Genomic DNA, 16,048 nt, shown 5'->3' with positions numbered 1-16,048 from the left:
GGTTGTAGTTTCCGGCGCGTTTAAGCTAGGTGTTCAACAATCGCTCTGCCTACGCCGTGTGCGCTCGTTGGGTTTTGACCTGTGATAACACGATCATCCACAATTACAAACTCTTGCCATGGTTGCACTTTAGAGTAGCGCGCTGCGCTGCGTGCAAGAGATTCTTCCAATAGGAATGGGATATCGTTGATGGTGCCGAAGTCGATCTCTTCTTCGCGAGTGAAACCTGTTACTGATTTAGACGCAAGCAGCTTTTCGCCATTGCTAAGCGTGATAGGGAGAAGAGCGCCTGGACCATGACAAACTGCTGCCACAATACCGCCATCTTCATAGTGTTTTGCAGAAATCTTGGCAAAATCTTCGTTGCTCGCTAGGTCTGAAAGAAGACCAAAGCCACCCGGATAGAAGATCGCATCGTAGTTGTCACCGTTGATTTGTGATACTGGAATCGTGTTGTTGATGCGGTTCTGGAAATCATCATCCGCTAAGATTTTCTCGTTGACTGCGTCGCCTTCGATGTCGGTTCCGTACAGTGGTGCTTGCCCGCCTTTGATAGAGGCAATGTCGTAATCGAAGCCTGCACCTAGTAGCTCGCTAAGCGCATGAGTGAGCTCTGGCGCGTAAGTTCCGTTTGCTTGGTCAGTTTCACCAAGGGTCGCATGGTTCGTCACAATGATGAGTACTTTTTTCATGATGGTTTCCTTTTTGGCTTACGTATATTTGTTGAACACCTTCATACTAATTGCTAAACAAATAAGTGATAATATGATTAATTGGCAAAACATTATTGCTATATAGCAAAGGTAAGTATGGACAGTTTTGAAGGCATCAATGAGTTTGTTACGGTTGCTGAGAGCTTAGGGTTTTCTGCAGCGGCAAAACAGTTAGGTTGCAGTACCAGTCACGTCAGTCGCCAAGTCACAAGACTAGAAGAGCGATTAGGTGTCGCTTTGTTAGCACGTTCGACAAGAATGGTGAGTCTAACGGAAGCGGGGCAAGCGTATTATCAACAGTGTAAAGAGTTGGTGATTGGGCTTCAGCAAGCCAATGAGCAACTCACCACGCAGCAAACTCAATTGAGTGGTACGTTACGTGTGAGTGCCGCTGGTGCGTTTTCTGAGAACCATGTAGCGCCTGCCTTGATGGCGTTTGCCAAGCAACATCCTAATCTCACGGTTGAAATTAACTTCAACACCAGCATGGTCAACTTTATTGAAGATGGTTTCGATTTTGCCATTCGTTACGGCAGGTTGAGTGATTCAGGCTTGGTTGCGAGAAAGCTGGTGGATCGTCCCATGGCAGCGGCAGCCAGTCAGCGTTATCTCGATGAACATGGTTTGCCAACGCACCCAGAGCAACTCAAGCGTCATAGCTGCATTATTGCCAATAAGGACGTTTGGTTGTTTGAAAAAGACGGCAAGCCTTTAGATGGCGTAAAAGTGCAGGGCAGATGGAAGAGCAATAACGCACACACGGTCTTGCAAGCCTGTGCAGAAGGATTAGGTGTGGCGTACTTACCGAAGAGTAGTTTCAACGATGCTATTTCGTCTGGTCGTTTGGTGCCAATACTAGAGCCGTATTGGGGAAGCGGCAACAGCAGCTGGATTGTTTATCAGAATCGTCACTTTCTACCACTACGAGCGCGATTGGCTATCGACTTCTTGCTTGATCATTTTGTCGATTGGCAGGAGTAATGAGGCTCTGCCAATCGGTTTGTTTATCCATTTGTTAGATCGTCAACATACTAACGTATCTACATGTTTTGATAGCTTGGTCCGCCGCCACCTTCTGGTGCTTTCCACGTGATGTTTTGCGAAGGATCTTTGATGTCACAGGTTTTGCAATGAACGCAGTTGGCGGCATTTATCTGAAACTTCAACTTATTGTCCACTTCCACCACTTCGTAAACCCCAGCGGGGCAATAGCGCTGACTCGGTTCGTCATACATACCTAAATTCACATCAATTGGAATGTGAGGGTAAGTCAGAACAAGGTGACAAGGTTGATTCTCTTCGTGCTGTGTTCCCGACAAAAATACCGACGAAGGCTTATCAAAACTGATTTCACCATCTGGTTTTGGGTATGCAATTGGGTGGCACTCTTGTTTAGGTTTTAACTGCTCATGATCGTGCGAATAGTCCTTGATAGACCAAGGTAACGGCTTCTTAACCAGTGGTTGCCACAGGTTGTGTTCAAAAGTCGAAAGAGCACCGCCAAGTATGCTGCCAAACTTATGAATGTTCGCGCCAAAGTTACGCGTTTCGGCGAGTTCGTCATACAACCATGATGATTCAAACAACGACTGGTAGTCTGGCTCAGAAGCTCCAGTTTGTCGGGCCGTATGTACCGCTTCTGCTGCAATGATTCCGGACTTCATTGCTGTGTGGCTGCCTTTAATTTTTGCGACGTTCAAAGTCCCCGCATCACAACCAATCAATAAACCGCCAGGGAATTGCTGTCTCGGCAGAGAGGAAAGCCCACCTTTCGCAATGGCTCTTGCGCCGTAAGCGATGCGCTGAGCACCTTTCAAATGTGGTTCAATAGCAGGATGGTGCTTAAAGCGTTGAAATTCGTCAAACGGACTCAAGTAAGGATTGCTGTAATTCAAGTCGACAATAAGCCCGACGGCGATTTGGTTGTTCTCCATGTGATAGAGAAAACCGCCGCCTGTGGTATTTGTTTCACTCAAGGGCCAGCCAGCGGAGTGGATAACACTGCCAGATACATCCTTACTGTCAGTGGGTAACTCCCATATCTCTTTTAGGCCAAGCGCGTAGTGCTGTGGTTGCTTTCCTGCGTCTAGGTCGAACCTTTGAATAAGTTCTTTACCCAGATGTCCGCGACAACCTTCAGCAAAAAGGGTGTATTTTGCCCTTAGCTCGATACCTGGTTCAAAGTTAGGTTTGGCCTGGCCGTTCTTGTCTAGTCCCATATCGCTCGTGTTAATGCCTGTCACGGCGCCAGTCTGATCATAATTGATGCTTGCAGCGGCAAAGCCCGGAAAAACTTCCACCCCAAGATTTTCTGCTTGGTTAGCGAGCCAACGGCAAAGGTTGGCAAGGCTAATTACGTAATTATTCTCGCCATTTATCATTGGACGCGGTGTAAGGATGTGAGGAACTCGAATATGGTTTTGTTCAGTAGTAAGATAAAGGAAATCATCTCGTTGAACCGAGGCTGCTAGCGGGGCCTCCATTTCTTTCCAATCGGGGAAAAGCTCATCTAAGGCACTAGTTTCAAAAACAGCGCCAGATAAAATATGCGCGCCCACTTCTGAGCCTTTTTCTACAACGCAAATTGAAAGTGCGTCATCTTCACTGTCTTGGCTGAGTTGAGCTAGCCGACAAGCGGCGCTTAAGCCTGCAGGTCCGGCCCCCACGATCACGACATCAAACTCCATGCATTCTCGTTCCATCTTTATGCTTCCTTTCTATTATCGTCATCTGCGTGACAGGTTTTGGTTTCTATACAGAAAACTATAGCTCAGTTGACGTTAACGTGAAGTGGACTAAGCTCAAGTAATGGATCTGACGTGTTATATGAGGCATGACCATGGAAGACCGACCATTAGCAACACTTGTGCTCGCAGAGCATGACAACCAATCGTTGGCTGTAGGGACGCTGTGTGCAATTAAAGCGGCATTTGAGATTAAGGATGATGATAAATCGCTTCCTGTTTCTGTGTTGCTTATTGGTTATCAGTGCCAATCAGTTTTGGATGAGTTGAATTGCGTTCAGGGTGTTGCAGAAATTATCTGGGTTGATGCGAAGGGATATGAACATGGCTTAGCGGAAAATATCGCACCTTTGATCTCACAAGTAGCCAAAAACTACTCACACATTCTTTCTCCTGCCAGTACATTTGGTAAGAATGTGATGCCTCGTGTGGCGGCGTTGCTTAATGTTGGTCAACTTTCTGACGTGATGACAATCGAGTCTATCGATACGGTGATTCGTCCAATTTATGCTGGAAATGCATTGGCGAGAGTCACGTCGAATGATCTCTATAAAGTGATGACCATAAGAAGTACGGCTTTTGATGCCGCAGAGCTATCTGACACGCCAGTTGTCCCTAAGCTTACTCAAGTCGACACGGTGATTATCAATAAACTTAGTGAGTTTGTTTCGCAACAAACGCCAGAAAGTGAGCGACCAGAATTGCCAGCGGCTAGAGTAGTGGTGTCGGGGGGGCGTGCATTCGGGAGTAAAGAGAAGTTTGTTTTAGTAGAACAATTGGCTGACAAGCTAGGTGGAGCGGTAGGGGCGTCACGAGCGGCGGTCGATGCGGGCTATGTGTCTAATGACCATCAAGTCGGACAAACCGGCAAAATTGTTGCACCGGAGTTATACATTGCCGTCGGAATTTCTGGCGCGATCCAGCATTTGGCGGGAATGAAAGATTCCAAGGTGATTGTTGCAATTAATAGCGATCCTGATGCGCCTATTTTTGACATTGCAGATTATGGATTGGTCGGCGATTTGTTTGTGGTAATGCCTGAGCTGTTAGAGAAGCTGTAGATATAGTCTTGTTCCCTAAAACAAAAGGCTTCCGGACTGGAAGCCTTTATCATTTGATTTTAATAAGTTACTTTTCGCTCGGACGTTGCAGGTGCTCTGCAAGTACTTTCGTAAACCTTGCAGCTTCACCACCAGTACAAGCGCGATGATCAAACGTTACGGATAGCGGCATTGCTTTCACCGAAATTGCTTGACCATTTCTTATCACAACTCGGTCGAGTATTCGGCCCGCGCCGACAATAGCGACTTGTGGCGGTGTGACGACAGGTGTTGCGTAAATACCGGCAATCGCGCCGAAGTTGGAAAGCGTAATCGTCGCGTGCTGCAATTGCTCACGACCGATTTTTCTCTCTCTGATCCCTTCAACGGTTTGATCGAGCCAACGACGAACATCTTGTGGCTCGTATTCATCTGCGTGGCGCAAAACTGGTACGTACAATCCATGACGGCTATCTACTGCAATTCCTACATTGACCGTTGTGTGTACACAGCGTGTCATGGTTTCGGCATCAAACCAAGCGTTTAAAGCAGGCTCTTCTTGACACGCATGAACAATCGCTTGAACAAGGCGGATACTGATATCTTCGTTTGGCAGCCAATCTTCCAACAACGCTTCTTCCGTAATGGTTACGGCGGCAACATGTTCGTGCGACTCGGTCATAGACGATACCATGGTACGTCGAGCGCCTTTCAAAACTTCGGTGCCTGGACGCTGTTTTCCGGCTTCGTCGTAAATATCGGCATCAACGATAAGTCCGTTCGGGCCACTACCTGACACGAGGTTAAGATCTACCCCAAGTTTTTGTGCCAACAAGCGAGCCGAAGGCAGGGCGGTAACGAGGTTACTTTCTGTCGTGTTGTGGTTGCCACCAATCCAGAAATCATCAACGTTAACATGATGCGCTTGGTGAGAAACGCTACCGACGACGGTTGCGGCGTCAGCAGTGGCTTTTTTCTCTGCCGTTACTTCTCTCCCGGCACCTGTTTCATCAATCTCTAGCAGTAATGCACCAATATTGACGATTTCACCTTCCTCACCATGACGGCTGACCACACGGCCCGAATAGGGGGCAGGGACGTCTACCGTCGCTTTTGCTGTCTCTACGGTTAAGATCACTTGATCTAATTTAACCATGTCACCGACATTAACGTGCCATTTTACAATTTCTGATTCAGCGAGGCCTTCGCCGAGATCGGGTAAGTTAAACGTCTTCATTTCCAATCCTCCACGAGTTCGCGCGCTGCGGTCACAATGTCTTCTTTCTGAACCATGAAATAATCTTCGTTACGGTAATAAGGCATAATGGTGTCCATTCCAGTTACTCGTTTAGGTGGGGCTTTAAGTAAGCACATGGCGTGTTCAGCGGTTCGAGCTAATAGCTCAGATCCCACACCACAAGTTTTACTCGCTTCATGAACAACGAGTAAACGTCCAGTTTTTTCTAGTGAGCTGAAAATCGTCGCGGTATCAATTGGCTTAATACTCGCCAAATCAATCACCTCGACTTCAATTCCCTGACTAGACAAGGTTTGCGCGGCCTGAAGTGACTCTACGACGCATGCGCCCCAAGTAACGAGCGTGATATCTCGCCCCTTGCGTAAGGTGAAGCAGGTGTCGAGTGGGAGTGCTTCGCCGTTATCAACGACTTCAGATTTAACGGTGCGATATATGCGCTTCGGTTCGAAGAACATGACGGGATCATTGCTTCTAATTGCAGCGAGAAGTAAGCCGTATGCGCGTTGTGGAGAAGAAGGAATCACCACTTTAAATCCAGCAGTGTGAGCAAATAACGCTTCCACGCTTTCTGAGTGGTGTTCCGGAGCGTGGATACCGCCGCCAAATGGCGCACGGAAAACCGCGGGACAAGTGAGCCGACCGCGAGTTCTGTTACGCATTCGAGCCGCGTGGCACATTAAGTGCTCCATCGCAGGAAAAACGAAACCTTGAAACTGAAATTCGGCGACAGGTCGTAATCCTTGCGTTGCCATACCGACCGCAACCCCGCCGATTAAGGCTTCAGCGAGTGGCGTATCGATGACTCGTTTAAGACCAAACTCTTGCTTGAGTCCAACAGTGGCACGAAATACACCACCATTATCGCCCACGTCTTCACCTAATACGACAACATTGGGGTCTTGTTGCATTTCGTGGTGCAGGGCAAGGTTTACTGCTTCAACCAACGTTAGCTCAGCCATGTCTGCCTCCCTGCATTCTCATTGCCTTGTTGATGAGTTCATCTCTTTGTGCATGAAGCTCTTGAGGTAGCGATTCATACAAATAATCGAAACCGGTTTCTGGTGCTTGTGGCGGTAAGCTCAGATAGCGTTCAACAGCTAACTCTACTTGCTCTTTACAGTAATCTAGCCATTGCTGTTCTTGTTCGTCGCTCCAAGCGCCTTGATTAAGGAGGTACGTTTTAAGACGTGCGATAGGTTCGTATTGCCATGCAGTTTGAACATCATCTTCTTTACGATAACGAGTCGCATCATCGGCCGTAGTGTGGTCACTCAGTCGGTAACTCACCGCTTCGATGAGTGTTGCGCCTTTCCCTTTTCTTGCTCTCTCAAGGGCGGTTTTAGTTGCATCATAAACGGCGACGACATCGTTACCATCGACAGTAATACCCGGTATACCTGCACCTTGCGCTTTTTCTGATAAGAAATCGGCGGCACATTGGAGACTACGCGGCACTGAAATTGCCCACTGGTTATTGTTTACGACGAAAACAAGTGGAATATTCCAAGTACCTGCGCAGTTTATTGACTCAAGAAAGTCCCCTTTGGATGTACCACCATCGCCGCACATGACTAGCGCAGCTTCATGGTTACCTTGAATTTTTAGTGCGGAAGCCACCCCGACAGCATGCGTACATTGCGTCGCTATGGGTACACAGTAGGGAAGGTCTCGGCTAGGAACCGGACTGCCCTCAGGAGCAAAATCACTCCCGCGCTCATCGCCACCCCAGTATTGAAGGTTCTTTTCCATGCCAATGCCACGACACCACATCGCAGGCATATCGCGGTAGTAAGGGACAAACACATCATCGGCTTTAAGTGCTCTGCCGACCGCAATGCCTATGGCTTCCGCGCCTAAGTGTGAGGGATAGGTCCCTAGCTTACCGGTGCGTTGCAAGGCAACTGCTTTGTTGTCGTAAGTACGAGTTAATACCATGTCTCGGTAAAACCCGACCAATGTTTCAGTGTCAGCCCAGTTGGGTAGTTGGCCGACGAGGTCCCCACGATGGTCGATAAACCGATGCATGGGTAATGCCTGAACGTTCATCTCAAGCTCCTTTTGACGCTGCGGGTCTTTTGGACTGCAGCTGTTCATACAAAACCAGAGTTTGTATGGGTACTCAAACTCTGATATCAGCGCAAAGGCCATACCTAAGGTTGCGTGTGCTTTCGATAGCGGTAGGCATCTGTTCGTCCCTTAAACTATTTGTCGATAACATCGCTGCGATTATTTCACCGCAAGATACAGAGAAAGGCTTTTCTGTATCTAACCCTCTAACTAAATCGTGGTATAGCCAGATACAATAAGTGTAAACAAATTGTTAAATTATGCTTCATTTTGACTTTCGCTCAGTAGTAAAGTTTTGCTTACACCCTAATTTTGCAGAGTAATATGCTGCTATTTTGTTGGTGGTATTTTTAAATTCGAATTTAATTACTGGTTAATGAAACATATTTGCAACAAAATTTGGCTGTAAAATTTGACAAAGTGAGTCATTATTAATGAATCAACTCAAACAGTTGCTAGATGATGAATTGCAAATTTTTGTTGTGCTCGAAGCCTCGACCTTATGAGAATGCATAACTTCTTCCCAACTGAGTGGAATCAAGGTAGGGTGACGGCATTACAAATGTATACCCTCGGCAGTCCTTGAGCTTATCCAAAGTAGGTGGTGCTCAAGTGGAAGTGATTATGGAGAAGTTATGTACCACGCTCATGTTTATTTTCCCCTAAGAGAACAAGATAAAGCGCAAGCCTTGAACGAGATCATCCGTCAAGAGCGTCAAGATGTGCTGCGTGTGTTTCCATTAGTTGGAAGGTTAGTTGGCCCACACAAGATGCCGATGTTTGAAATTCACCTAGAATCATTGAGTGAAGAGTTCTTGGCGTGGCTTGATACGATTCGAGGCGATTTTTCTGTGCTTATTCACCCAGTAAGCGAAGAAGAGTTGCTCGATCACACAGAACGCGCGATTTGGTTGGGCAGAGAGATTGGTGTATTTGAAGAAAAGTTAGAGAAATAGTTGCTCCTCTTGCCCATGCATGGCCGCTTTGAATCCTTCTCTTCTCATTGCGGTCACAGCTTCTGCTTAACGCCTCATCTTCATTGATGGGTGCGGAATCCCTCTCTTACGCTTTGCTGTAGCTATTTTTGTGCTAAACCTAAAAGTAGGCTTTCGAACTTCACACAAAGCGTGAAAATGTCGCTGTTTAGTATGCCGTTGAATGAATTTTGGTGGTAATAAAATAATAAGTCTTTGATAAATCAAATAGGTATAGCAGGGAAGTGCAGTTTACGACCCCAACGCCATTGGCAGTGGCGCCGATAATTTCTGAGGGGGAAGGGTATGTTTTCAATACTCTTGGTTATACTTGCACTCTATATATTTTGGCTGTTGTTTCGCAACGGGCCTGAGTTTGCCGGGCGTACCGCCCAAAAAAAACGTGACTGGGTTGGGCCTACCGCCAACAAAGAAGAGTGGCGAGGATTTTGTACGGATGTATTTCAGCCGTTCAGTTCTCAAACGACTTTCTACGCCATTGCTTATTTTGCCAATTACGTAGCAGCAGCGAACGCAATATCTTGGTCAACGATATACGAAGGCGATTATCCGGTCATCATAAGCCGATTTGGTAGCTACTTCATTTTAAGCACGCATGATGCACTGGTCGTAGCTGGGTTTATTGCGCTTGCTTTCTTTATCATTAATTGGCAACTTGCCATGCGCTGCTCTGGTATTCTTAGCCAGTATCTAGTGCGGATTCTTATTATTAATCAAAAGCGCTTTGTCGCGATTAGCTTGGTGTTTTGCAGCTACTTTTCGTACCTACTGACGCTTGGTATATTCTGGCTGTTCCATGATGGGTATTCAATCTGGCATGGATTAATGCTTAGCCCCGTGTTCCTGTTGTTAGCTTTACTGGTAGCGGTTGTTGTGCCATCTGCAAAAAGAGAAAGTAGTGTACCTTAGATAGGTTTTCCACGTTAAATTACACTTGATTTTGGGATAGTAATTCTTATGCCATTAAGTTAGCATTGCCAGCTTTTTAACGGTCAAAAGGCCACTAATCAGTGGGACAGTGGGAGAAACAATGTTTATCGGCTTTGACTATGGTACTGCAAACTGTTCAGTGGCTAAAATGGAATCGGGTGATCCAGTACTGCTTAATCTAGAAGGAAACAGCCCTTTTATTCCTTCCACCCTTGCTGCACCGACTCGTGAATCGGTATCCGAGCATTTATTTCGCCATCGAGATATTAAACCATTAGATCAAGTTGGTGAGCAGGTTTTACGCCGGGCAATCAATTTAAACCGAGAAGAAAGTATTGACTTAGAATCCGACGACATCGCGTTTGGTCAGGCTGCACTTAATCTCTATTTGGAAGATCCTCGCGATATCTATTATGTGAAATCGCCGAAGTCTTTTCTTGGTGCATCTGGCTTGCGTGATGTGCAATTGGCTTTCTTCGAAGACCTTGTCTGCGCGATGATGGACAATATTAAGTCTCAAGCCGAAAACGATGCGCAGCAAAGTATTACCGATGCTGTGATCGGCAGACCAATTAACTTTCATGGGCGTGGCGGTGAAACGGCTAACATTCAGGCTGAACGCATTTTGTTGCGGGCAGCGAAACGTGCGGGCTTCCAAAATGTGGAGTTTCAGTTTGAGCCTGTCGCGGCGGGCCTAGAGTATGAAGCGACACTCAGCGAAGATAAAATCATTCTAGTAGTCGATATTGGCGGTGGTACAACGGACTGTTCGTTGATCCAAATGGGACCGTCTTGGCGCGGCAAAGCAGATAGGACCGCAAGCTTGTTAGCTCACAGTGGCCAGCGTGTCGGCGGGAATGATCTTGATATCGCGCTAGCATTTAAGCAGCTCATGTTCCCTTTTGGCATGGGAAGTAAAATGGAGTCAGGCATTGTGATGCCGACTACCCAATTCTGGAACCCGATAGCAATCAATAATGTAGAAGCGCAGAGTGACTTCTATTCGCGAGAGAACCTATCAGCGTTAAAGTTGCTTCAAAAGCAGGCTCAAGAGCCAGAAAAACTTGCTCGTTTGCTAGAGGTGTATCATGAGTCTTTAGGCTACAACATTGTTCGCCGTGCCGAAGAGGCAAAAGTGGCACTTTCAGAACAAGCTTCTTACCGAACTGGCATCAACTTACTATCAGAAACGATTGAAGTTGATGTACAACGTGACGAAATGATCGAAGCGATCCAGTCGCCAAAGAATAAAATGACGGCGTTGGTGACAGAAGCGGTAGAGCAAGCTGGAGTTAAACCCGATGCTATCTTTATGACTGGAGGTTCGGCACGCTCGCCAATCTTGCGCGATGCGGTGCAAACCGTACTGCCAAGTATTCCGGTTGTCAGTGGAAACTATTTTGGCTCAGTAACTGCCGGCTTAGCTCGTTGGGCTGAGGTTTGTTTCAAGTAGAAAGAAAGCCGATTAACCGTGGGTCTTTGTTGCCAAACTTATGATTTCATTTAGGCTTGCCAAGTGATGGTTGGATAACTTTGTCGAGAGGTTGAGTTTTAAGCGGGTAGGGAACCTTTTTAGGATCTTAAGTCTTTCAAGGTCATTCTGAATAGCGAGGAACGAGCGTGATTTAGAATCTCTTGCCCGAGCACGCTGTTATGATATATGACGCCGTTTCGCCAAGCGTTATTTATCACCATTGTTCTGAAGAGTCGAGTTAGGACCTGTTGGATAATGATTTTGACTAAGCTGAGATAAAAATGCCCGCTAAATCAGCGGGCACTTTTGTTTGCGTCATTAATGATGCATGTGTTGTTCCATGTGGCCTTGTTTCTCAACCGCCATTTCCACTTCAACCTTACCTGCGTTTTTAAAGGTTAATGTCATAGGGAAGCGGTCACCCTCTTTAAGAGTTTGTGTTGGATTGAAAATCATTAAATGGAAGCTGCCTGGCTTAAACAACACTGAGTCATTGGCTGGAACGCGCACTTCGTCAATCTTAATCATTTTCATCACACCATCTTCTTTCTTATGCGTGTGAATTTCGACATGCCCTGCGATTGGGCTTTCTGCTGCGATCAATGCATCTTCACTGTCACCGTGGTTGGTTAATTGAAAAAAACCACCGATAACAGGTGCGTTTGGTGGCGCTTCGCGGCTCCATGGATGGTCGATATGAATTTTTCCTGCTTCATAATCGTGCGCTAAACTCAGTGGGCTAGCGATGACAGCAATAAGCGCGATAGCGGCGGTTTTAAATGATTTAAGCATGTGTTTTTCCTTTTGAATGAATAGCTTCTCTGAATGGACAACAAACAGAGTCATCGTTATTTTTGAATAAAGTTGTCAATGATTAGATGCCTGTTAGGCAGGAAAAACACTCGGCGGAGAGTGCTTAGGCGCGATGTGTTTGTAAACGAACTTATCGCATTTTGAAAAATGATAAGTCGTCAGTGCATACTTTACTCGGCGCAGCCAATGGATGGTTGTCAGGTAAAGCCCAATCGCAACCAGAAGAAAGAATTGAACAGCTTGAAGAAGCGGACATTCAAACTGAAAGCCGTCGTGTAAGTTAAGATCTTGGATGAGCTTAGAAGAAGATTGAGCGTTAGCCTCAATCAACGTATTGATATCCACCCATTTGAAACCATCTGCGGTACACAGTAAAACCTTTTCACTTTGGACTTTGTTGAGCCAAGTTGTGCTGTGAACTTGTGTAGGATTAAGAGCGGCTGTGGACGCTAAATACAACTGAAACAACACCGCGATAATAACCGCAATAGCGTGCAAGCGATGGTGTTTGTGCTGTATTAGAGTGTTTTCCATACAATTGAGTGCTTATCTTCTTCGGCGCGGGATACTAACAAATTAACCAAACAATGTAATTATCAGTTTACTAAAAGGTGATGCAAGTGTGCATTATTTGTTTTATTGCCTATTTTTAACGCTTTAATGTCTTGATTCGGCTGACATTCACAACCTCCAATTCAACTTGTCAGTCTTGCCTAGTCGCTTTTGAAGATACCGAATTAATCTCTCTTATATGTCACTGAAGCTTCGGTTAGTGGGTGTCGTGGTGGTGTTTTTACGTGCTAGATTTGGCTGATATCGATTCAAAATGCACACCGAATCTTCACTTGTTTTCCATTAACGGAATTATGACAGTAATTTAATAAAGGATACGGTATTCTGCGCTCCTTTGTACATGCCAGAAACGTCCGTCCTACTTAGTCGGAGGGGCGATTAATCTTAAGAAATTTCTCAAATGAAATACGAACAACAGATTGGATATCGATACCCTAAAGGTCGATTTGCCATGGTGAGTGTATATGCATTCACCGGTGCTGCGATTTTAGCATCGACTATTTTTTCTCTATTGCTATTTTTGTCTATCGACGAAAACCCGATGATGCAAACCTTATTTGGTGGTTTAGCGATCATTTTTGAAGCGGGTAAATTTTACGCTTGGTATGAATACGGTGAGCGCCGAGCCCATCGCAACTACACAGGAGCAGCAACCGCTCTCGTGTTTTATTTAGTTTTAGCTGCGATTTCCATTGGCGGTAGTATTGGTGGGATTAATAGTGCAACCAATAGTGCACAAAGTCATATTTCGGTAGAGCAGGCGAAAGTGGAAGCGTTTAATCGTCAGATTGCGGCAATCGATAAGCAGATTGAGCTCAACAATATGGCAGCGCAGAAATACATCGAGATGGAGCGTATCGCGACTGGTGTAACTCGCATTCAGGATCAAAACAAAACCTTACGTGAAGAGCAGCAACGCTTGGCTATGGAGCGTGATAGTTTACCGCCGGTTACGCAAGGCTCAGTGATTGGTTTGATTGATAGCCTAGCCAACGCATTTGGTACCACCTCTCAGCAAGCTCAGCTTGGCTTGGTTGTATTTCTTTCGATTCTTTTGGACTTCTTTGCTGCATTTTTTGTTGGCTTGATTGGTGAAGAGCAACGGTTCCGATATTTCTATCGCAGAAATGAGGGCATGATATTGAAAACAGTTCGCGATATAGACCCAGCGCCTGCGGGTTATCTTCCTCATATAAAAGAGGAAGAAGAGCAAGAAATACCAGCTGCGCCGGAGCCAGAAGAACCAAAGGAACCGAAAACCTTGTTAGAGCAAGTTAGCGATGCACTTAAAACGCATCAAATTACGTGCACCAAAAAAGCCGTTGCTAAACAGTTTAGGCTGTCTGCGGAAGAGGTAGACAAGGTATTTGAAGAATTGGCAGAGCTCGGTTTAGTGGGGAAAAAAGCCAACCACCATTATCATTGGATAGGTGAAGCAGAGACCGCATAATTGGTTATCTATTAAAGTTCGGAAAGAGCGTCAATCGGCGCTCTTTTTTGTATTAGCTACCCATGAACTCGTTTCTATTTGTTAAATAAACTATGAGCAATTGGTCATACAAACTACAACTTCATTTGGATGTAAGTTGAGGCTAGATTTGAGATGTCCGAGACAGCTAGATATTCACGAGCAAGGTATATGTGTTTCAATACAGAAATAATTTTCTATCATGGTACAGCGAATAATTCCGACGTCTCAATGGAGGGTATGAACTATGTGCATTCAGACGATTAAGAGCTCTAATTCCCCGAGTCAAAAGGTTCTCTTTCCTTCATTAAAGAAGTCATGATAGCGGTCTCGTGCTCGAGGGTGAACGTGAGAAGACATTCGAGTCGACCTTACTCGCCAGATCAGTTATTAATACACCAACAATAAAATAGGCACCAATTTGATGCCTTTGTTGATAGCAGTACAACCCGATACCACTAATCTCTTTCTGACTTAAAACGATACTGTTCCGACAAGCAGACCAGAAGGCCAACTAAAGCTGAGACTAAAACTACACACACTTGGTAGCTGGTTTTCTCTACATTAAGATCGTTCAAAATCTCGATAGTCGCAATCATAGGGAGCGTTACCGTGATCAACAAGCTTAATAAGCGAGAAACCCTAGATTTCTTTCCATGTCGCTTGGTATAGAAGTAATGCGCGTAATCCGAGTACATGATAAACAAGGAAACCAAAAGACCCAGTATCCAAAACATAGCTTACAAATCCTCTATTCTAAGCATATTACGTCGTAACAACTCTTTCTTTGCAGCTAGCGCATCTGCCTCGTTAAAGCCTTTGAGTACAGTAGTGAGAATAACAGCTACAAAAAATGCTCTCGCGCCAGCTTGTTGTGCAGTTAATGAGAGGCTGAGGTTTTTGAAAGTCTCTTCAGCGATATGCACTGAAGCCATTTCTTTAATCAATGCAGCCCCTTGACCTTTTGATAGTGCGTATATAACAGCTGCCATAAAGCCGACCTCAAGTTTAATATCGATGGTGATAAACCATGTAGAAAGGAAATTTGCAACTGCCTTATGAGTATTAAAATACTGGCGCAGCTCACCATCTGACAGGCTCCAAGGGTTCCACATTGGCTTAGCAATACTTTGCGCTACCAGCATTTGAATCTTACCGAAAAATTTCGAACTCCCTAAAGCCTGTACCTGCTCAAGGACTTTTCTTTGGTCGAGTCTATTGAGCTGTCGATACAAAATGACACCTGTGATTATAGGCAAAACCTTTTCTCTGTTGTTTCTGATGAAGTTCAAATCGGCATCTAAGCCAGTCAGTACCGCCAATTGAACTACAGTTCGGTTTTTAGAGTCTGTTCACTATAACCTCTAACCATCGTTAAACCGATATAGTATGTGTACAATATAGGCAAGCAATCTGTATGCAATGCATTGCGCATTTAGTTAGACTCAAAGTCTCAAAGTTAGGAGAAACTATTACTAGTTTTTGAACTTGTGTAGTAAAAACAGTGTGTGGTCAAATGCAGTTTTTGGAATATGAAAAAACCAAGATTAGACGTGTGCTTCAAACAACAGGTAAATAGCCACTTGATTCTAGGAACATGTTTTTACGCTCAAACATCTATGATGTAGGTGTTAATCTTTATTGAGCTTTTTGGTTACGTCTTTCACCGTTTTCTTCTCTTTTTCCGGTGTCATTGCATCAACAGCTTTACCCGCCATCCCTTCATCTGGCAATTTGTCTTTTCCTGCATCAACTGCGGTATCTTTCAGTGCCTCTTTAGGCGTACAGCGACCACCAACACCAACCACGGCTTTTGTCGCAGCGGCTTTAGCTGCCTTTTCTGCATCGCAGTCAGGATCCATAACGCTAGCTAAGCTCGTGGCTGAACCAAAAAACAAGACTAACAAAATGAGGTTGCGTTTTTTCATAGTTGTCACCAATTTTGTGGAACATAGGTAAAGTGTAACGGAGAG

17 protein-coding genes are annotated in these 16,048 nt (G+C 45.3%); 7 read left to right on the top strand and 10 right to left on the bottom strand.

Features of this window, described 5'->3' with window-relative positions; all coding sequences use genetic code 11:
* Nucleotides 1-20: 20 nt before the first annotated feature.
* Nucleotides 21-692, bottom strand: a complete 672-nt coding sequence (locus R7E38_RS07230) for a type 1 glutamine amidotransferase domain-containing protein (RefSeq protein WP_005388562.1) — start codon at nucleotides 690-692, stop codon at nucleotides 21-23.
* Nucleotides 693-809: 117 nt separating this feature from the next.
* Here R7E38_RS07230 and R7E38_RS07225 point away from each other — a divergent pair, with 117 nt between their 5' ends.
* Nucleotides 810-1,694 carry a LysR family transcriptional regulator gene (locus tag R7E38_RS07225; RefSeq protein WP_042521059.1) on the top strand — a complete coding sequence of 295 codons (885 nt, stop codon included), beginning with the start codon at nucleotides 810-812 and terminating at the stop codon, nucleotides 1,692-1,694.
* A gap of 59 nt (nucleotides 1,695-1,753) precedes the next feature.
* Here the strand turns inward: R7E38_RS07225 and R7E38_RS07220 are convergent, their stop codons facing one another.
* Entirely contained in the window at nucleotides 1,754-3,415 is a 1,662-nt protein-coding gene (locus tag R7E38_RS07220) for an electron transfer flavoprotein-ubiquinone oxidoreductase (RefSeq protein ID WP_226083077.1), read from the bottom strand.
* A 137-nt stretch (nucleotides 3,416-3,552) separates the two neighbouring features.
* On the opposite strand from R7E38_RS07220, the gene R7E38_RS07215 reads away from it, so the two are divergent.
* Nucleotides 3,553-4,518, top strand: coding sequence for an electron transfer flavoprotein subunit alpha/FixB family protein (locus R7E38_RS07215; RefSeq protein WP_054574341.1), 966 nt, complete (start codon nucleotides 3,553-3,555; stop codon nucleotides 4,516-4,518).
* A 67-nt stretch (nucleotides 4,519-4,585) separates the two neighbouring features.
* Here R7E38_RS07215 and R7E38_RS07210 read toward each other — a convergent pair whose 3' ends face one another.
* From R7E38_RS07210 to pdhA, 3 genes are read right to left on the bottom strand one after another with little or no spacing between them, the layout of a single operon-like run.
* The gene (locus tag R7E38_RS07210) at nucleotides 4,586-5,734 is read right to left on the bottom strand and encodes a dihydrolipoamide acetyltransferase family protein (RefSeq protein WP_005375831.1); all 1,149 of its coding nucleotides are present in this window, start codon (nucleotides 5,732-5,734) and stop codon (nucleotides 4,586-4,588) included.
* Nucleotides 5,731-6,714: an alpha-ketoacid dehydrogenase subunit beta gene (locus R7E38_RS07205; protein WP_042521051.1), complete on the bottom strand. Its 984-nt coding sequence runs from the start codon at nucleotides 6,712-6,714 to the stop codon at nucleotides 5,731-5,733. Before R7E38_RS07205 ends, R7E38_RS07210 begins: the two co-directional genes overlap by 4 nt.
* Complete coding sequence (gene pdhA / locus R7E38_RS07200) at nucleotides 6,707-7,801, bottom strand: pyruvate dehydrogenase (acetyl-transferring) E1 component subunit alpha (protein WP_025998586.1); 1,095 nt, start codon at nucleotides 7,799-7,801, stop codon at nucleotides 6,707-6,709. The genes R7E38_RS07205 and pdhA overlap by 8 nt, the downstream gene beginning before the upstream one ends.
* Before the next feature lie 65 nt (nucleotides 7,802-7,866).
* Here pdhA and R7E38_RS07195 point away from each other — a divergent pair, with 65 nt between their 5' ends.
* The 4 genes from R7E38_RS07195 to yegD all read left to right on the top strand — a co-directional run bounded on the left by R7E38_RS07195 (nucleotide 7,867) and on the right by yegD (nucleotide 11,200).
* Nucleotides 7,867-8,061 (top strand): hypothetical protein, encoded by a 195-nt coding sequence (locus R7E38_RS07195; RefSeq protein WP_152560954.1) that lies wholly within the window; start codon nucleotides 7,867-7,869, stop codon nucleotides 8,059-8,061.
* A gap of 396 nt (nucleotides 8,062-8,457) precedes the next feature.
* A complete protein-coding gene (locus R7E38_RS07190; RefSeq protein WP_005375836.1) occupies nucleotides 8,458-8,778 on the top strand; it encodes a DOPA 4,5-dioxygenase family protein in 321 nt (106 codons plus the stop codon).
* A gap of 324 nt (nucleotides 8,779-9,102) precedes the next feature.
* Nucleotides 9,103-9,726, top strand: coding sequence for a hypothetical protein (locus tag R7E38_RS07185; RefSeq protein ID WP_005375837.1), 624 nt, complete (start codon nucleotides 9,103-9,105; stop codon nucleotides 9,724-9,726).
* Between the two features lie 121 nt (nucleotides 9,727-9,847).
* Nucleotides 9,848-11,200 (top strand): molecular chaperone, encoded by a 1,353-nt coding sequence (gene yegD / locus R7E38_RS07180; RefSeq protein ID WP_005375838.1) that lies wholly within the window; start codon nucleotides 9,848-9,850, stop codon nucleotides 11,198-11,200.
* A 339-nt stretch (nucleotides 11,201-11,539) separates the two neighbouring features.
* Here yegD and R7E38_RS07175 read toward each other — a convergent pair whose 3' ends face one another.
* Together R7E38_RS07175 and R7E38_RS07170 are read right to left on the bottom strand one after the other, a co-directional pair.
* The gene (locus tag R7E38_RS07175) at nucleotides 11,540-12,013 is read right to left on the bottom strand and encodes a copper chaperone PCu(A)C (RefSeq protein WP_226083070.1); all 474 of its coding nucleotides are present in this window, start codon (nucleotides 12,011-12,013) and stop codon (nucleotides 11,540-11,542) included.
* Between the two features lie 93 nt (nucleotides 12,014-12,106).
* A complete protein-coding gene (locus R7E38_RS07170; protein WP_005375842.1) occupies nucleotides 12,107-12,568 on the bottom strand; it encodes a hypothetical protein in 462 nt (153 codons plus the stop codon).
* 439 nt (nucleotides 12,569-13,007) lie between these two features.
* On the opposite strand from R7E38_RS07170, the gene R7E38_RS07165 reads away from it, so the two are divergent.
* Nucleotides 13,008-14,057, top strand: a complete 1,050-nt coding sequence (locus tag R7E38_RS07165) for a hypothetical protein (protein ID WP_017634220.1) — start codon at nucleotides 13,008-13,010, stop codon at nucleotides 14,055-14,057.
* A 476-nt stretch (nucleotides 14,058-14,533) separates the two neighbouring features.
* Here R7E38_RS07165 and R7E38_RS07160 read toward each other — a convergent pair whose 3' ends face one another.
* The 3 genes from R7E38_RS07160 to R7E38_RS07150 form a co-directional block, all read right to left on the bottom strand.
* Nucleotides 14,534-14,812, bottom strand: a complete 279-nt coding sequence (locus R7E38_RS07160; protein WP_033906986.1) for a hypothetical protein — start codon at nucleotides 14,810-14,812, stop codon at nucleotides 14,534-14,536.
* A gap of 3 nt (nucleotides 14,813-14,815) precedes the next feature.
* Complete coding sequence (locus R7E38_RS07155) at nucleotides 14,816-15,397, bottom strand: hypothetical protein (RefSeq protein WP_225455663.1); 582 nt, start codon at nucleotides 15,395-15,397, stop codon at nucleotides 14,816-14,818.
* A gap of 309 nt (nucleotides 15,398-15,706) precedes the next feature.
* Nucleotides 15,707-16,003: a hypothetical protein gene (locus tag R7E38_RS07150; protein WP_033906987.1), complete on the bottom strand. Its 297-nt coding sequence runs from the start codon at nucleotides 16,001-16,003 to the stop codon at nucleotides 15,707-15,709.
* Nucleotides 16,004-16,048 lie beyond the last annotated feature (45 nt).

It is taken from the genome of Vibrio sp. Vb2131 (assembly GCF_033338535.1).
Classification (GTDB): Bacteria; Pseudomonadota; Gammaproteobacteria; order Enterobacterales; family Vibrionaceae; genus Vibrio; species Vibrio alginolyticus.
The sequence above is the reverse complement of the archived record's forward strand: the minus strand, read 5'-3'. Positions and strand labels throughout refer to the sequence as shown.